A 16,271-nucleotide genomic window follows, 5' to 3' on the forward strand; every position below is an offset into this window, starting at 1 on the left:
GTGCAGTTCATGTTGGCGGACATGGCGATGAAGCTGGAGGCGGCGCGGCAGTTGACGTACGCGGCGGCGGCGAAGTCGCAGCGGGGGGACGGGGACCTGACGTTCTTCGGTGCGTCGGCGAAGTGTTTCGCGTCGGACGTGGCGATGGAGGTGACCACGGACGCGGTGCAGTTGCTGGGTGGGTACGGGTACACCCGGGACTATCCGGTGGAGCGGATGATGCGGGACGCGAAGATCACGCAGATCTACGAGGGCACCAACCAGGTCCAGCGGATCGTGATGGCCCGCAACCTCCCGTAGCGGCGCACCGAGGTGTCCCGACGGCCGGGCCGGCCCGCCGCCGGCCGTCGGGGCCGACGCCTCGTCCGATGCTAGGTTCCGGTGAATGAGCGAGAAGGAAGAACAGGACCAGCCCATGAACGACGGGCCCTCGAAGCCGGCGATGCGCGAGGCGCTGGTGGCCGCGGCCTTCGAGCTCTTCCTGGAGCGCGGCTTCGAACAGACGACCGTCGACGACATCGTCTCGCTGGCCGGCGTCGGCCGGCGCTCCTTCTTCCGCTACTTCCCGGCGAAGGAGGACGTGGTCTTCCCCGACCACGAGCGCAGCCTCGCCGAGATGACGGAGTTCCTGGAGTCCGGCACCGGCGAGGAGGACCCGGTCAAGCACGCCTGTGACGCGGCCCGCCTGGTCCTGCGGATGTACGCCGAGCAGCCCTCCTTCTCCGTCCAGCGCTACCGCCTGACCCGCAAGGTGCCCGGCCTGCGGGCGTACGAGCTGTCCGTGGTCTGGCGCTACGAGCACACCCTGGCCGCCTACCTGCGCGGCCGTTACGCCGACCGCCCGGACGGCCCGCTGCGCGCGGACGTGATCGCCGCGGCCGTCGTCTCCGCCCACAACCACGCCCTGCGCACCTGGCTGCGCTCGGGCGGGAAGAGCGACTGGGTCGCCGAGGTGGACGCCGCGATGGCCTTCGTCACCGGCACCTGGACCGACCGTCCGGCCGACGCCGCGGCCGAGGGCGGGGCCGACGAGGTCGTGGTCCTGGTGGCCAGCCGCCGGGCACCGCTGTGGAAGATGGTCCAGGGCATCGAGAGCGCCCTGGGCACCGACGCCCGCCCGGTCTGATCCTCACCCGCCCGGTCCGGTCCTCACCCGCCCGGCGCAGCCGTGTCCGGCGCGCCGCCGGTCGACGGCCCGTGCGCCGTGCGGGGCTCCCGGCCACCGGCGAGACTCGGTCGCAGGACGGGGCCTTCCGGACGGCGGGCGGCCCGGGAGCGCGAGGGAGCGGCGATGCCGACGACGTCCCGGCGGCCGGGCGGCGGCCCGACCCTGCGTGAGGTGCTGCTGCACGAGGGCTACCTGCGCCTGCTGCTGATCGCGGGGCTGGTCGGCGTCCCGGTCTCGCTGGCGGCCTTCGGCTTCGTCGGCCTGGAGCACGAACTCCAGCACTGGGTCTGGGAGAGCCTGCCCGCCGCGGCGGGCTACGGACGCGCCCCCTGGTGGTGGCCGCTGCCCGCGCTGCTCGCGGCCGGACTGTTGCTCGCCCCGGTCGTGACCCGGCTGCCGGGCCGTGGCGGCCACGTCCCGGTGGACGGGCTCGGCGGCCCGCCCACCGCGCCCGCAGCCGTCCCCGGGGTGGTGCTGGCCGCGCTCGTCTGTCTGCCGCTCGGCGCGGTGCTCGGCCCGGAGGCGCCGCTGATGGCGCTCGGCGGCGGCCTCGCACTGCTCGCCGTCCGGTCCGCCGAGCGGGCCGAACAGCCGCAGCTGGTGGCCGTGTTGGGCACCGCCGGGGCGGCCGCGGCGATCTCCACCATCTTCGGCAGCCCGCTGGTGGCCGGCGTGATGCTGATCGAGGCGGCCGGGCTGGGCGGCCCGCAGCTGATCGCGCTGATCCTGCCCAGCCTGCTGGCCGGCGGGGTCGGCGCGCTGGTCTTCACCGGTTTCGGCCACTGGACCGGCCTGGCGATCGGCGCGCTCTCGCTGCCGCGCGTGCCGAAGAGCGGGGTGCCCGACCCGGGGGACTTCCTCTGGGGAGTCCCGCTGGCCGTCGCGATCGCCCTGGTCTGCGTCGCCGGGCAGGGCGTGGGCCGCCGGGTGAAGGCCCTCACCCTGACCGGCACCGCCCGGCAGACTGCCCTGCGCACCGTCCTGTGCGCGGTCGCCGTCGGCGGCTGCCTCGCCGCGTACGCCCTGCTGACCGGGCGTTCCCCGGAGGAGGCCGCGCTCTCCGGGCAGGCCACCCTGGGCGCGCTGGCCGCCGATCCGGCGGCCTGGCCGGTCGGCGCGCTGCTCGCCCTGGTGCTCTGCAAGGGGCTGGGCTGGTCGATCGCCCTCGGGAGCCTGCGCGGCGGTCCGATCTTCCCGGCGATCCTGCTCGGCGCGGCCCTCGGCACGGCCTGTGCGCCGCTGCCCGGCTTCGGTGCCGCGCCCGCTCTGGCCGTCGGGCTCGCGGCCTCCTCCGCCGCCGTCACCGGCCTGCCCGTCACCAGTACGGTCCTGGCCGCGATGCTGCTCGGCGGCGAGGCGGCGGACTCGATGCCGCTGCTGATCGTCTCCACGGTGGCGTCCGTCATCACCGCGCAGTGGCTGCGGGGCCGGCCGCGGCGGGACGCCGCCCCGGCCGGCCGGACGGAGCCCACCGGGGCCGGCTGAGATCCGGGCCCCGCGCCGGCGTTCCCCGGCGGGCCACCGGCGGGCGTCCCCCGGGGAGTGCTCCGGTCGACTGATCCTCAGAAATGAGCATACGAACTGTATTTTCGCTGGTAGCGGCGGCGTTTCTGACGGGGCGTGAGGCCGTACGGGTCCCGGCGCCGGTTGCGGCGGGATGCGGGGCGTGGCTCCCTGAAGTCGCGGCGGGGTCGATCGGCACCGCCGCTTCGGACCCCGAAACTCCGTGGAGGAGATCTTCATGCGTTCTTTCCAGCGCGTCCTGGCCGTCGCCGCCCTCACCACCCCGCTCGTGATCGGCTGCGCCGGCCTGGCCTCGGCCCAGGAGGGCCTGGACGCGTCCTTCGGCAAGGGCCAGTTCATCGCCAACGAGAACGGCGCCGGCGTCGCCAGCACCCAGTCCTCCGTCAGCCCCGACGGCCTCTCGCACGCCGACTTCTGGATCTGGGCCGACGACACCGGCGTCTACGGCTCCTTCACGGGGGCGGGCGCCACCTGGAACCAGGAGTGATCTAGGGCACGGGTCCCCGGGGAAAACGCGGGAAGACCAACAGGGAAAAGCAGAAGGGCCCCAGTTCGACTGGGGCCCTTCGTCTGTGTCCGAGGGGGGACTTGAACCCCCACGCCCGATAAAGGGCACTAGCACCTCAAGCTAGCGCGTCTGCCATTCCGCCACCCGGACCGGGTGTCGTCCTCGCGGCTTCCGATCTCTCGTCCGTCGCGCTGACAGATGTAACTGTAGCAAAGATCGGCTTGGGGTCCCAAAACGGTTCCCGAGGGGCCGGTGCCGCCGGTGGCGACGGCAAGGGGCGGCGTGTGGCGGGGGCGTGACCAGGGGGTTTCGGGAGCGTGCGGGGGCTGGATCGGGATCCGGGGCTGGGGGAGGATGGGCGGACGTGCTCGTACGGCCCGGGTGCAGGTCCCGGGGGTGGCGCGCTGGTGCGTCGGTGCGGGCCCAAGACGAGGAGTGACCGTGAGCGAGCGGAACGAGTCGGCGGCCCCGAAGGTGACGGCTGAGTCGGAGGTCGCCGAGATCTGTCGCGATCTGATCCGGATCGACACCAGCAACTACGGGGACGGCTCCGGCCCGGGCGAGCGGAAGGCGGCCGAGTACGTGGCCGAGCAGCTCGCCGAGTTCGGGCTCGAACCGAAGATCTTCGAGTCGGCCAAGGGCCGGGCCTCGACCGTCGTCCGGATCGAGGGCGAGGACCGCTCCCGTCCTGGCCTCCTGATCCACGGCCACACCGACGTGGTGCCGGCCAACGCCGCGGACTGGACCCACGACCCGTTCGGCGGCGAGATCGCCGACGGCTGCGTCTGGGGGCGCGGCGCGGTCGACATGAAGGACATGGACGCGATGACCCTGGCGGTCGTCCGCGACCGGCTGCGCACCGGGCGCAAGCCCCCGCGCGACATCGTGCTGGCCTTCCTCGCCGACGAGGAGGCCGGCGGCACCTACGGGGCGCGCTTCCTGGTGGACAAGCACCCGGGTCTGTTCGAGGGCGTGACGGAGGCGATCGGCGAGGTCGGCGGCTTCTCCTTCACGGTCAACGACCAGGTCCGCCTCTACCTGGTGGAGACGGCCGAGAAGGGCATGCACTGGATGCGCCTGACGGTCGAGGGCCGGGCCGGTCACGGTTCGATGGAGAACGACGACAACGCGATCACCGAGCTGTGCGAGGCCGTCGCCCGGCTCGGCCGGCACCAGTTCCCGCTGCGGATCACCAAGACCGTCCGGGCCTTCCTGGACGAGCTGTCGGACGCGCTCGGGGTCGAGCTGGACCCGGAGAACATGGACGAGACGCTGCGCGTGCTCGGCGGCATCGCCAAGATGATCGGCACCACGCTGCGCAACACCGCCCAGCCGACCATGCTCGGAGCCGGCTACAAGGTGAACGTGATCCCCGGTCAGGCCACCGCGCACGTGGACGGGCGCTTCCTGCCCGGCTACGAGGAGGAGTTCCTGGCCGAGCTGGACAGCGTCCTCGGCCCGCGCGTGAAGCGCGAGAGCCTGCACTCGGACAAGGCGATCGAGACCGGCTTCGACGGCGCCCTGGTCGAGGCGATGCAGACCGCGCTGCGGGCCGAGGACCCGATCGCCCGCGCGGTGCCGTACTGCCTGTCGGGCGGGACGGACGCCAAGTCCTTCCAGGACCTGGGCATCCGCTGCTTCGGCTTCGCGCCGCTCCAGCTGCCGCCGGAGCTGGACTTCGCCGGGATGTTCCACGGTGTGGACGAGCGGGTTCCGGTGGACGGCCTGAAGTTCGGCGCCCGGGTGCTGGACCGCTTCATCGACGCCTGCTGAATCCCTGATCAGACGACTTGGTCGGCCCGTTCCCGGAGCGCCGGGGGCGGGCCGGCCGCATTGTCCGAGCTGATGATTGTGGGACAGGTGGAAGGAGATCGACAGAAGCGATTCTGCTGGGGATTCCAAGCTGATCATTTGTGCGAGGCCTCACCGCTGAGGGTGAATGGGAAAGCCTCTCCGTACCCCGTTTGCCGCAGCGTCGTTCATCCCTGTGCAGCCCGCCGAACGGGCTGCTTGTCCATACAGGAGGAATGATGAAGGTCAAGAAGATCGCCGCTGTCACCGCCGCCACCGGTGGCCTGGTGCTCGCCGCCGCCGGTGTCGCTTCGGCTCACGCCGGCGCCGAGGGTGTGGCCGCCGGTTCCCCGGGTGTCCTCTCCGGCAACCAGATCCAGGTGCCGGTGCACGTCCCGGTCAACCTGTGCGGCAACACCATCAGCGTCGTCGGCGTGCTGAACCCGGCGTTCGGGAACCACTGCGCCAACGTCTGAGTCGACCTCCGGGCCGTCACGGCCTGTTGAGCCGATTCGAACCGGCCCCCGGGCGGCGGACGCGCCGCGCCGGGGGCGTTCGCTTCCCGGGGCCGGTGGGGCGGGGTGCGGGCGGGGCCGGGAGCCGCGCCGACGGGCCCTGGATACAGGGAACCCGACACGATCGCTCGATCGGGTGAAGCCGATTCGTTCGGCTCAACCTCCCCGATGGCCCCTCGTTAACTCGTGTGCAGCCGAAGCCCTTGCGTGATTTACGGATATACCGAAATTCCGACTTTCTTGCAGGGTTCATGTCAAGGTCGACACGTCGTCTCGAAATGTCAGGGGAAAAAATGAGGAATGTAGCCAAGAAGGGGATCCTCACGGCCGTGGCCACCGGCAGTGTGCTGGCCTCGACCGCCGGCTACGCCTATGCGGGGGGAGCCGGGGCGCAGGGGGATGCCGTGGGTTCGCCCGGCGTCGCTTCGGGCAACTCGGTGCAGGTGCCGATCGAGGTGCCGATCAACGCCTGCGGCAACACGCTCGACGTGGTCGGCTTGCTGAACCCGTCCTTCGGCAATCACTGTGCCAACGTCAACGGCGGCGGGGGCAACCCGGCGCCGAAGCCCGCCCAGGTCGGTCAGCCCGGCGGCGGTTCGGGTGCCACCGGCGGCGGCGGCGCCGGCGCCGGCGGGGTCGACAGTTCCGGGACGGGCGGAGGCCTGGGCAGCACCCTTCCGGGCACCGCCTCCCTTCCGGGCGCCGGCACCCCGGGCACCGCCTCCCTGCCGGGCACCACCTCCGTTCCGGATGCGGCCACCGTCCCGGGCGCGAGCGCCGCCGGCACCACCGCCAACTCGGCAGGGGTGATCTCCGGCAACAGCGTCCAGGCGCCGGTCGACGTCCCGGTCAACGCCTGCGGCAACTCGGTCAACGTGGCCGGCGTCGGCAACCCGGCGTTCGGCAACCAGTGCGCCAACGTGGAGACGGCCGCCCCGGTCACCCCGACCCCGCCGGTCGAGGGCTGCGTCGAGGCTTGCCCGACTCCGCCGCAGGTCTCCGCCGAGGAGGTCGTGAACGTCGCGCGCAACGGCGCTCCGGCCATCGCCGCCGAAGCCGTCGTGGCGCCCGCCGCCGCCCAGGCCGCCCCGGCGCCGACCGCCCAGCTGGCCTCCACCGGCGCCGGCGGCGTCGAACTGCTCGGGGCCGCCGGTCTCGCGCTGATGCTCGGTGGCGGCGTGCTCTACCGCCGGGCCCGGGCCGGCGCCCGCTGACGCGGCCGACCGCACGCGGAGGCCGGCGCTGAGCCGGCCCCGCACGTGACAACCGCAGGAACGACGCACCCGCGGCCGCCGAGCGAACGGGCGGCCGCGGGTGCGTGAGGACCCGGGGCGGGGTGGGGCCGGAGCCGCGACACCCCGCCCGTCACCAGTTCCGGACCTGCCGGATGATCCGCCGCTTCAGCCGGACCGTCCGGCTCCCGTCGGGGAACAGCCTCAACCGGTCGAGCTCCCAGTGCCCGTACTCGGCGTGCTCGGTGAGCAGTTGGCGCGCCGCGTTGCGCGTGGTGCCGCGCGGCATGCGCAGGGACTGGTACTCGTACTCCGGCTGCCGGACCGGCTTCCGTGGGATCAAAACGCTCCTCCTGGGGATCACCTTCGGGCAAGACTACGGCCTGCCCCGGACAGTCGGCCCGGGCATTTCCGGCCGTCCTCCCGTGCGGGGAGCGGCGGCCCGAAGGAGTGCGATCCGGGTCGTCGACTGACAGTCCATCAGTCCTGGTGCCACTGCCGAAGGGATACCCCGATCCCGGCGCGCGAAGCGGCACCCCAACGGCCCCGGCCGGCCCGCCGCGCGCCGCCCGCGCCCGCTTCACGCCGGTGTCGCGCGGGGACGAAACGTCGCGGATCGGACATCAGGGGGGAAGTTGCGGTGAAATCGCGGGTGTAGGTGACAACCGCTGTGCGTACCGACACCGCGGGGAGATAGCGTCTGCACCATGTCTGATGCCGCGCAGCCCACCATTGCCGAGGTACGCGCCGCCGCTGAGGCGGTCAAGGCCGCCATCGACCGTCATCTGGAAGCGGTGTCAAGCCCCAACGCAGCTGATGATCCCGCCGTTTCCGCCGCTTACGAGCAGCTCGCGACGGCCGCCATCGCCTACGACCAGCTCCTGTACGAGGCCTACGACGAGGTGACGCCCTTCGAGATCCCCGGCGACGAGGGCCCCGGCGGGTACCACGGCCCCGAACAGCCCGAGGCGATCAGCGTGTTGATCCGCCGCGACTACCACGTCGTCGACCCCGAGCGGCTGCGCGCCCAGGCCGAACGGCTGGACGATTCGCTGACGCCGGGCGGAGCCGGCGCGGGCGGGGTGAACGCCGCGATCGGCGTGCTGTTCGGCGAGTACGAGCCCGACGAGATCGCCGCCCGCAGTGAGGAGTTCGGCCTGGAGGAGGCCGACTCGACGCTCTGGGTCGCGGCCACCGAGCCGACCGAGCCGGGTGAGTGGCTGCCCGAGCCCTTCGAGCACGCCGACCCGCAGCTGCTGATCTGCCGGTTCGACGTGAGCGAGGTCTACGACGACGAGGACCCGGACGACTGACGCCGCCCAGGACGCGAAGCCGTCCGGAACGCGCGACGGGCGGGCCCGGGATCACCGGGCCCGCCCGTCCTGCGTTCCGGACGGCGGCTCCGGGGAACCGCCGTCCGGAACACCGGTCAGTACTCCGAGGCGGCGGTGTTCTCGGCGAGGACCGCCCGCAGCCGGGTGGTGCGCGGCTGCGCCGCGCGCCCGGTGACGGCCTGGACGAGCGCCGGGCCTGCCGCGTGCACCACGGACAGGTGCCGCTCGCCGCGGCCGAAGGCCGTGTAGACCCACTGCCGGGTGAGCGCCGGGGCGGCGTCCTCCGGGAGCACCACGACCGCGCCCGGCCAGCGCCGGCCGAGCGCCTGGTGGACGGTCAGCGCCCAGCCGTGCCGCAGCCGGGCGGCCTCGGCCGGCGGGACCGTCCGGCGCGAGCCGTCCGCGTACTCCAGGTGGAGGCCGGAGGCGTCGCCGTCCAGGACCCGGGCCGGGCGGGTGACCCCGGGGGCGGGGGAGTCGACCACCCGGTCGCCCGGGTCGAAGCCGCCGAACCGGCCGGGGCCGGGGTTCAGCCGGGCCTTGGCGGCGGCGTTCAGGGCGCGGGTGCCCGCCGGGCCGCCGTGGCCCGGGGTGAGCAGCACGACCTGCTCGACAGGGATGCCCAGCGCGCGCGGGATGGAGTCGGTGAGCAACTGGATGGCGCGGTGGACGGCCTCGCCGGCGTCCTTGGCGGTCAGGATGACCACCTCCTTGTCCGGCGCCTCGACCGGCTGGAGCTCGCCGATGCCGACGCCGGAGACCAGCTCGCCGATCGGGCCGAAGTCCGGGGTGCGGGAGGCGACCGCCGGGCAGACCTTGGCGGCCAGCAGGTCGGCGAAGAACCGGCCGGGGCCGGCCGACCAGAGCTGGCCCGGGTCCCCGCTGAGCACCAGCCGGGTGCCGTCGGCCAGTGACTCCAGGACGACGGCGGCCAGCTCGACGTCCAGCAGCGGGGCGTCCAGCACGACCAGCAGGTCCAGGGCGAGCGTGCCGTCCGGGGCGCGGCCGGGGCCGGCGGCACCGGAGAGCAGCTCGGCGAGGGTGACGACGGGGGCCTCGGCCCCGTCCGCGGTCCCGGTGAGCGCGGCGAGGGAGTCCCGGCCCTGGTCGGTCCAGGTGGCGGCCCAGGCCCGCAGCCCGAGGCCCCGGGCGGCGGTGACCAGCGCGGCCGGCTCGGCGCGGGCCGCCTCACCGCCGGTGTGCAGCACCACGGCGTGTTCGGCGACGGCCGTGATCAGGGCGGTCGCGGAGGAGGACGGCGCGGCCTCGGCGGCGGCCGCCCAGGCGGTCGGGCCGGCGCTCGGGCCCGCGGCGGGCGGCTGCTCGACCGAGTCCTCGGCGACCGGGGCCGGCGTACCGTCCTCGGCCGCGTCGGAGGAGCCTGCGTCCCCGTCGTCGGCCCCGTCCGGGTCCTCGCCCGGCACGAAGACGGCCATCAGCTGGAGCAGCTTCTCGGCGAGGCTGTCCTCGGCCATCGCCGGCCCCTCCAGGGCGAGCAGCGTCCGGGTCGGTGCCTCGTCCTCCTCGTCGCCTCCCGCCGCGTGCGCCTCGGCGCCGGTCAGCTCCTCCTGGAAGGGCAGCACCCGCCCGTCGGCGACGGCGGCCTGGACCGCGCCGGCCGGATCGGGCATCCGGAGCCGGTCGAGCCCGGCCGTCACCTCGGTCAGCTCCAGGGCGGAGTGCCCGCGCAGCGCCGCCTGCTCCAGCAGCCACGGCACCAGGGCCCGGGCGCGGCGCTCGTCGCCCGGCCCGGCACCGGCGCCGAGCAGCTGCCGGGCGAAGCCGTCGGCGTGCTCGGGCCGGACGCCCGGCAGGCTCAGCACCGACCACGGGTCCTCGCGCAGCCGCTCCGGGGCCTCCTCGCCGAACTCGGCGACGGCGGCCGCGGCCAGCTCGGCCGGGGCGCCGCCGGCGGTCAGCACCTCGGCGGTGGCGCGGAGCGCGTCGGCGCGCTGCCGGTCGGACACCACCGGGGCGGGAGCGGCCGGGGCGGGAACCCGGGCGGGGCGGGGGGCGGCCGGGGCGGCCGGCTCGGGCTCCCCGGGCTCCGGGGCCACGGACGTCGGAGCCGCCGCCGGGGCCTCCCCGGCCGACTCCTCCCCGGCCGGGGCTTCCGCCGGGCGTTCCACCATCGAGGCCTCCGCGCGGGCGGCGCCCGCCCGTGCGGCGCTCTCCGCGGCGTCCTCCGGCTGCATGCCGCGGATCCGCTGGGCCAGCTCCGCGAACTTGGCGGCCTTCTCCTCCGCGGTCAGCCGGGCCCCGGCGGTCACCTCCGGAGCGCCGTTCCCCGTGTCCGTCATCGTCGTCCGCTCCAAGGTCACTCCACTGCAGGTTCTGCTCGACAACCGGGCCCGGGGGTCACAGCTCCGTCCACCCCTGGTCCGGGTAGCGGTGTACCGGCGACGAGATGTCGTCCAGCGCACCACGGATCTCATCCGGAAGCGTAAGCGCCTCCACCGACAGCGCCGCCTGCAGCTGGGCCACCGTCCGGGCCCCGACCAGGGCGCTCGCCACCCCGGGCCGGTCCCGGACCCAGGCCAGCGCGACGGCCAGCGGGGTGCTGGCGAGCCCGTCGGCGGCGGTCGCGAGGGCGTCCACGATGCGTCGCGAGCGCTCCCCGAGGTACGGCTGGACGAACCCGGACAGGTAGGGCGAGGCGCCGCGCGAGTCCTGCGGGATGCCGTGCCGGTACTTGCCGGTGAGCACTCCGCGCCCGAGCGGCGAGCCGGCCAGCACGCCGACCCCGGCGTCCAGCGCGGCGGGCAGCGCCTCCCGCTCGATGCCGCGCTGGAGCAGCGAGTACTCCAGCTGCGCCCCGGCCAGCGGCACCCGGCCGTGGTGGGCGTGCTGCCGGCCGGCGGCCTTGGCGAGCTGCCAGCCGCTGAAGTCGCAGACCCCGACGTAACGGGCGCGCCCGGAGGAGACGGCGATGTCGAGGGCGCTGAGCGTCTCCTCGACCGGGGTCGCCGGATCGAAGGAGTGCACCTGCCACAGGTCGACGTGGTCGGTGCCGAGCCGGCGCAGCGAGGCGTCCAGGGCGGCGAGCAGGTGGCCGCGCGAGCCGTCGAAGCGGCGGGCGGACTCCGGGACGCTGCCGGCCTTGGTGGCGATGACGAGTTCGGAGCGGGGGATCAGGCTGTCGGTGATCCGGGAGATCAGGTACTCGGCGCCGCCGTCCGCGTACACGTCGGCGGTGTCGACCAGGTTGCCGCCGGCGTCGACGAACTCCTTGAGCTGTTCGGCGGCCTCCTGCTCGTCGGTGTCGCGGCCCCAGGTCATGGTGCCGAGGCCGACCCGGGAGACCTGCAGGCCGGTACGGCCGAGGTGACGCTTTTCCATCGGACGGGCCCTCCACTGGCCGGTGGCCCCGGGAGCCCCGGCGGCCCTGTGAACGCGCAGGTGGGGTGAGCTCTCCCCACCTCGGCCGAGCGTAGCGGCCGGTGCGCGGACAGAGGTGCCGACCCGCAGAACGATCATCGGCTCCGGTGTGACCCAACCCACCCCTACCCGTCAGTAGCGCGTTCGGTCCGGGCATGGTTACCCTCGCCACAACCCCGACCCACTGGAAGGTGCGGCAGATGCGACTCGGTATCAACCTCGGCTACTGGGGGCTCGGCATGGACGCCGACAACATCGCCGTGGCCCAGGAGGCGGACCGGCTCGGCTACTCGGTCTGTTGGGCGGCCGAGGCGTACGGCTCGGACGCCGCGACGGTGCTCAGCTTCGTCGCCGCGAGGACCGAGCGGATCGACGTCGGTTCGGCCATCTTCCAGATCCCGGCCCGCACCCCGGCGATGACCGCGATGACCGCGGCGACCCTGGACACCCTGTCCGGCGGCCGCTTCCGGCTCGGCCTCGGCGTCTCCGGCCCGCAGGTCTCCGAGGGCTGGTACGGCGTGAAGTTCGACAAGCCGCTCGCCCGCACCCGCGAGTACGTGGAGATCATCCGCAAGGCGATGTCCCGCGAGCGCCTGGTGCACGAGGGCGCGCACTGGACGCTGCCGCTGCCCGGCGGCCCGGGCAAGCCGATCAAGCTGACCGTGCACCCGGTGCGCGAGCGCATCCCGCTGTACATCGCCGCGATCGGCCCGAAGAACCTGGAGCTGACCGGCGAGATCGCCGACGGCTGGCTGGGCATCTTCTTCTCGCCCGAGCACTCCGCGCTCTCCTTGGACGCGCTGACGGCCGGCCGCGCCAAGGCGGGGAAGACCCTGGAGGGCTTCGACCTCTGCCCGACGGTGAACATCGCGGTCGGCGAGGACGTCAAGGCCGCCGTCGACGGCCTGCGCTCCTACGCCGCGCTCTACATCGGCGGCATGGGCAGCAAGGAGAAGAACTTCTACAACCAGCTCACCCGGCGGATGGGCTACGAGCAGGCCGCCGACGAGATCCAGGAGAAGTACCTCGCCAAGGACTACGCGGGCGCCGCGGCGGCCGTCCCGCACGACCTGATCGACGCCACCTCGCTGATCGGCGACACCGCCCGGATCGCCGACCGGATGCAGGCCTACGCCGAGGCCGGTGTCAGCACCCTGACCCTGGCCCCGTCCGGGTTCACCCTGGACGAGCGGGTCCTGGCGCTGCGCACCGGCGTCGAGGCGCTGGAGCGCGCCGGTCTGGCCTGACCGGGCGGGCCGGCGCGCCGGGCGAGGACGCGCCGGACGCGCCGGGAGGCCGGCGGGAGAGCGGAACTACAGCCAGTCGTGCCGCTTGAAGACCCGGTGCAGCACCAGGCACACCACGGTCATCAGCACCAGCACCGCCGGGTACCCCCAGATCTGGTGCAGCTCGGGCATGTGCTCGAAGTTCATCCCGTAGACGCCCGCGATCATCGTCGGCACGGCGGCCAGCGCCGCCCAGGCCGAGATCTTCCGCATGTCGTTGTTCTGCTGGACGCTGACCTGCGCCAGGTTGGCGCTCAGGATGTCGGACAGCAGCCGGTCCATGCCGTCCACCTGGTCGTTCACCCGGGCCACGTGGTCGGCGACGTCCCGCAGGTAGGGCGCGGTCTCGGGGCGGACGAAGCGGGCACCGCGCTGCAGGGCCGTCATCGGCTCCAGCAACGGGCCGGTGGCCCTGCGGACGGACATCACCTGGCGCTTGTAGCCGTAGATCCGTCCGGCGGTGTCCCGGCCGACCCGGCTGGGGGAGAAGATGTCGGCCTCCAGCTCGTCCAGGTCGGTCTGGAGCCCGGTGGCCACGTCCATGTAGCCGTCCACGACGGTGTCGCAGACCGAGTGCAGCACCGAACTGGGTCCGAAGCGCAGCTGCTCGGGGTCCGCCTCCAGGGCGGCCCGCAGGCCGCTGAGCGGGCTGTCCGCGCCGTGCCGGACCGTCATCACGAAGTCCGGGCCGAGGAAGACCATCACCTCGCCGACGGTGACGACGTGGCCGCCGGGGTGGTACCCGAGGGTCTTCAGGGCGACGAACAGCGAGCCCTGGTAGGCCTCCACCTTGGGGCGCTGGTGGGCGCTGACGGCGTCCTCGACGGCCAGCGGGTGGAGCGCGAACTCCTTGCCGACGTGGTCGAGTTCCTCGGCGGTGGGCTCGAACAGGCCTATCCAGACGAAGCCGTCCGGACCGGCCGCGCGGGCGGCGGCGAGCGCGCCGGCCAGGTCCTCGGGGGCCTCGATCCGGCGGCCGTCGTGATAGGCGGCGCAGTGGACGATCATGCGGGCCATTGTCACCCGATTCGGCCCGTACGGCACGGACCCGGGGGAGACCGGGCCCACCGGCCGCCACCGGCCCGGGGCGGGCGGGCGGAGAACCCGGGTCCACGGCCGGGCCCGGAGGCCGTAGGCTGACCCCATGCCCACCCTGCTGCTCGTCCGCCACGGCCGCTCCACCGCGAACACCGCCGGAATCCTGGCCGGTTGGACGCCCGGAGTGGACCTCGATGACACCGGGCGCGCCCAGGCCGCGGCGCTGGCCGGCCGGCTGGCCGGCGTGCCGCTGGTGCGGGCGGTCAGCAGTCCGCTGGAGCGCTGCCGGCAGACGCTGGAGCCGCTGCTGGCGGTCCGGCCCGAGCTGGGTGCGCCGGCCGAGGACGAGCGGCTGGGGGAGTGCCACTACGGCGAGTGGACCGGCCGCCCGCTGGCCGAGCTGGCCGAGGAGCCGCTCTGGCGCACCGTGCAGGACCACGCCGCCGGGGCCGCCTTCCCCGGCGGGGAGTCGCTGCGCGAGCTGAGCCACCGCACGGTGGACGCGGTGCGCGAGTGGAACCGGAGGATCGCCGTCGAGCACGGCGAGGACGCGGTGTGGATCGCCTGCTCGCACGGGGACGTGATCAAGGCCGTGGTCGCCGACGCGCTCGGGCTGCACCTGGACCACTTCCAGCGGATCAGCGTCGAGCCGTGTTCGGTCACCGCGATCCGCTACACCCCGCAGCGGCCCTTCGTGCTGAGGATGGGTGACACCGGCGACCTCGCCTCGCTCGCCCCCCGGCCCGGCCCGGCCGCGGCCACCCCGTCCGGCGACGCCGTGGTCGGCGGCGCCGTCTGAGCCTCGCCGCCGACGGGCCGCCCGGGGAGGCGCCGTTCGGGGCGGCACCGTCCGCTTCCCCGGGTGCCAACCGCCCCGCCGCCGTCGGCTCGGCTCCCCGGCCGGAGCCCGAAGGTCGTAGGGTGACTGATGAGTCCATCCGGCCGCGATCCGTCCCCGGCGGAACCGTGCCGACCGACACGATCCGGAGCGAGAGCGTGCCCCGTCAGGTCTTCTTCTACGACCAGCCCGAACGGTTCGTGGCCGGCACCCTCGGCCAGCCCGGTGCCCGGGCGTTCTACCTTCAGGCCAGCGCCCGGGGCCGGATCACCAGCGTGTTGCTGGAGAAGACCCAGGTCGCGGCGCTCGCCGAGCGGATCGAGGAGGTCCTGGACGAGGCGCTGCGGCGCAGCGGCGGGGACGCCGCCATCCCGGCCGCCGCCCCGAAGGACCTGCTCGACACCGCCCCGCTGGACCTCCCGCTGGAGCAGGAGTTCCGGGTCGGCACCATGGCCCTGGCCTGGGACAGCGTGGAGGCCTGCCTGGTGGTCGAGGCGCAGGCGCTGGTCGAGGACGAGGAGGAGGAGGCCGCCGAGGCGGTCTTCACCGACGACGAGAACGGCCCGGACATGCTGCGGGTGCGGCTGTCGGGCGCGATGGCCCGGGTCTTCGCCAAGCGCGCGCTGGACCTGGTCGCGGCCGGCCGCAAGCCCTGCCCGTTCTGCAACCTGCCGCTCGACCCGGAGGGCCACCTGTGCCCGCGCGCGAACGGCTACCGGCGCTGAACACCGACACCCCGCCGCAGGCCGACCCGTCGGCCGCCGCCGCGCTGGCCGCCGACGTGCCCACGGCCCTCGCGCTGCTGCGCCAGGGCGAGCTGACCGTGCACGGCCGGCTCACCGAGGCCTCCAACGCCGCGCTGTACTGCACGGTGGCGCACGGCTCGTTGAGCGCCCAGGCCGTCTACAAGCCGGTGGCCGGCGAGCGCCCGCTGTGGGACTTCCCGGACGGCACCCTGGCGGGCCGGGAGGTCGCCGCGTACGAGCTGTCCGCCGCGACCGGCTGGGCGCTGGTCCCGCCCACCGTGCTGCGCGAGGGCCCGCACGGGCCGGGCATGGTGCAGCTGTGGGTCGAGCCGGACCCGGGGGCCGAGCCGCTGCTGGCGCTCCAGGACCCGCGCGGCCCGGAGGCGGGCTGGCTGCCGATCGTCCGGGCCGAGGTCGAGGGCGGGCGGACCGCCCTGCTGGTGCACCACGACGACCGGCGGCTGCGCCGGCTCGCCGTCCTGGACGCGGTGCTCAACAACGCCGACCGCAAGGGCGGCCACCTGATCCCGGCGGCCGACGGCCGGGTGTACGGCATCGACCACGGCGTCACCTTCAACACCGAGGACAAGCTGCGCACCCTGCTCTGGGGCTGGGCCGGCGACCCGCTGCCGGAGGAGGCGCTGGAGGTGCTGGCCCGGCTGGCCGAGCAGTTGGACGGAGAGCTCGCCGAGCGGCTCGCCCCGCACCTGACGGCGGCCGAACTGGACGCCACCCGGGCCCGGGTGGCCGGGCTGCGCGGCTCCGGCCGGCACCCGCTGCCGCCCGAGGACTGGCCCGCGATCCCCTGGCCGCCGGTGTAGAACACCTCGCGGGCCCGTTCCCCGGGCCCGCGAAAAGTCCAGGGGCGGGTCCCGGCGGCCCGCGCGGCCGGTGGTCCGGGCCGGTCTTCGAA

Annotated in this window: 16 protein-coding genes and 1 tRNA gene; 12 read left to right on the plus strand and 5 right to left on the minus strand. The window is 74.3% G+C overall.

The window, feature by feature from the left end; all coding sequences use genetic code 11:
* The 4 genes from ACWD4P_RS14700 to ACWD4P_RS14715 all read left to right on the plus strand — a co-directional run.
* The coding region (locus tag ACWD4P_RS14700) for an acyl-CoA dehydrogenase family protein (protein WP_449779857.1) at positions 1–300 on the plus strand (300 nt) is incomplete at its 5' end.
* Positions 301–385: 85 nt separating this feature from the next.
* Entirely contained in the window at positions 386–1,126 is a 741-nt protein-coding gene (locus ACWD4P_RS14705) for a TetR family transcriptional regulator (RefSeq protein ID WP_359831914.1), read from the plus strand.
* Between the two features lie 165 nt (positions 1,127–1,291).
* Positions 1,292–2,653: a chloride channel protein gene (locus tag ACWD4P_RS14710; RefSeq protein WP_449779858.1), complete on the plus strand. Its 1,362-nt coding sequence runs from the start codon at positions 1,292–1,294 to the stop codon at positions 2,651–2,653.
* Positions 2,654–2,909: 256 nt separating this feature from the next.
* Positions 2,910–3,179, plus strand: a complete 270-nt coding sequence (locus ACWD4P_RS14715; RefSeq protein WP_359829839.1) for a hypothetical protein — start codon at positions 2,910–2,912, stop codon at positions 3,177–3,179.
* A gap of 86 nt (positions 3,180–3,265) precedes the next feature.
* Here the strand turns inward: ACWD4P_RS14715 and ACWD4P_RS14720 are convergent.
* A tRNA-Leu gene (locus tag ACWD4P_RS14720) sits at positions 3,266–3,350 on the minus strand.
* 291 nt (positions 3,351–3,641) lie between these two features.
* Between ACWD4P_RS14720 and ACWD4P_RS14725 the strand changes: the two genes are divergently transcribed.
* From ACWD4P_RS14725 to ACWD4P_RS14735, 3 genes are all read left to right on the plus strand, one after another.
* A complete protein-coding gene (locus ACWD4P_RS14725) occupies positions 3,642–4,973 on the plus strand; it encodes a M20/M25/M40 family metallo-hydrolase (RefSeq protein ID WP_359829837.1) in 1,332 nt (443 codons plus the stop codon).
* A gap of 254 nt (positions 4,974–5,227) precedes the next feature.
* On the plus strand, positions 5,228–5,467 hold the full coding sequence (locus ACWD4P_RS14730; protein WP_359829835.1) for a chaplin: 240 nt from the start codon (positions 5,228–5,230) through the stop codon (positions 5,465–5,467).
* 368 nt (positions 5,468–5,835) lie between these two features.
* The gene (locus tag ACWD4P_RS14735) at positions 5,836–6,720 is read left to right on the plus strand and encodes a chaplin family protein (RefSeq protein WP_449779859.1); all 885 of its coding nucleotides are present in this window, start codon (positions 5,836–5,838) and stop codon (positions 6,718–6,720) included.
* Positions 6,721–6,871: 151 nt separating this feature from the next.
* Here ACWD4P_RS14735 and ACWD4P_RS14740 read toward each other — a convergent pair whose 3' ends face one another.
* Positions 6,872–7,078, minus strand: coding sequence for a DUF5703 family protein (locus ACWD4P_RS14740; RefSeq protein ID WP_359829843.1), 207 nt, complete (start codon positions 7,076–7,078; stop codon positions 6,872–6,874).
* A gap of 367 nt (positions 7,079–7,445) precedes the next feature.
* On the opposite strand from ACWD4P_RS14740, the gene ACWD4P_RS14745 reads away from it, so the two are divergent.
* The gene (locus ACWD4P_RS14745; protein WP_359829833.1) at positions 7,446–8,051 is read left to right on the plus strand and encodes a hypothetical protein; all 606 of its coding nucleotides are present in this window, start codon (positions 7,446–7,448) and stop codon (positions 8,049–8,051) included.
* A 116-nt stretch (positions 8,052–8,167) separates the two neighbouring features.
* Here the strand turns inward: ACWD4P_RS14745 and ACWD4P_RS14750 are convergent, their stop codons facing one another.
* Entirely contained in the window at positions 8,168–10,372 is a 2,205-nt protein-coding gene (locus tag ACWD4P_RS14750; RefSeq protein ID WP_449779860.1) for a helix-hairpin-helix domain-containing protein, read from the minus strand.
* Positions 10,373–10,430: 58 nt separating this feature from the next.
* Complete coding sequence (locus ACWD4P_RS14755; protein ID WP_449779861.1) at positions 10,431–11,411, minus strand: aldo/keto reductase; 981 nt, start codon at positions 11,409–11,411, stop codon at positions 10,431–10,433.
* A gap of 239 nt (positions 11,412–11,650) precedes the next feature.
* On the opposite strand from ACWD4P_RS14755, the gene ACWD4P_RS14760 reads away from it, so the two are divergent.
* The gene (locus ACWD4P_RS14760) at positions 11,651–12,697 is read left to right on the plus strand and encodes an LLM class F420-dependent oxidoreductase (protein ID WP_449779862.1); all 1,047 of its coding nucleotides are present in this window, start codon (positions 11,651–11,653) and stop codon (positions 12,695–12,697) included.
* Between the two features lie 66 nt (positions 12,698–12,763).
* Here the strand turns inward: ACWD4P_RS14760 and ACWD4P_RS14765 are convergent, their stop codons facing one another.
* Positions 12,764–13,744 carry a magnesium and cobalt transport protein CorA gene (locus ACWD4P_RS14765; protein WP_449779863.1) on the minus strand — a complete coding sequence of 327 codons (981 nt, stop codon included), beginning with the start codon at positions 13,742–13,744 and terminating at the stop codon, positions 12,764–12,766.
* A 136-nt stretch (positions 13,745–13,880) separates the two neighbouring features.
* On the opposite strand from ACWD4P_RS14765, the gene ACWD4P_RS14770 reads away from it, so the two are divergent.
* The 3 genes from ACWD4P_RS14770 (at position 13,881) to ACWD4P_RS14780 (ending at position 16,179) form a co-directional block, all read left to right on the plus strand.
* Positions 13,881–14,573, plus strand: a complete 693-nt coding sequence (locus ACWD4P_RS14770) for an MSMEG_4193 family putative phosphomutase (protein ID WP_449779864.1) — start codon at positions 13,881–13,883, stop codon at positions 14,571–14,573.
* Between the two features lie 197 nt (positions 14,574–14,770).
* A complete protein-coding gene (locus tag ACWD4P_RS14775; protein WP_359819800.1) occupies positions 14,771–15,337 on the plus strand; it encodes a DUF3090 domain-containing protein in 567 nt (188 codons plus the stop codon).
* Positions 15,338–15,381: 44 nt separating this feature from the next.
* Positions 15,382–16,179 carry an SCO1664 family protein gene (locus ACWD4P_RS14780; protein ID WP_449779886.1) on the plus strand — a complete coding sequence of 266 codons (798 nt, stop codon included), beginning with the start codon at positions 15,382–15,384 and terminating at the stop codon, positions 16,177–16,179.
* Positions 16,180–16,271: the final 92 nt, after the last annotated feature.

The sequence above is a fragment of the Kitasatospora sp. NPDC002543 genome (genome assembly GCF_053594915.1).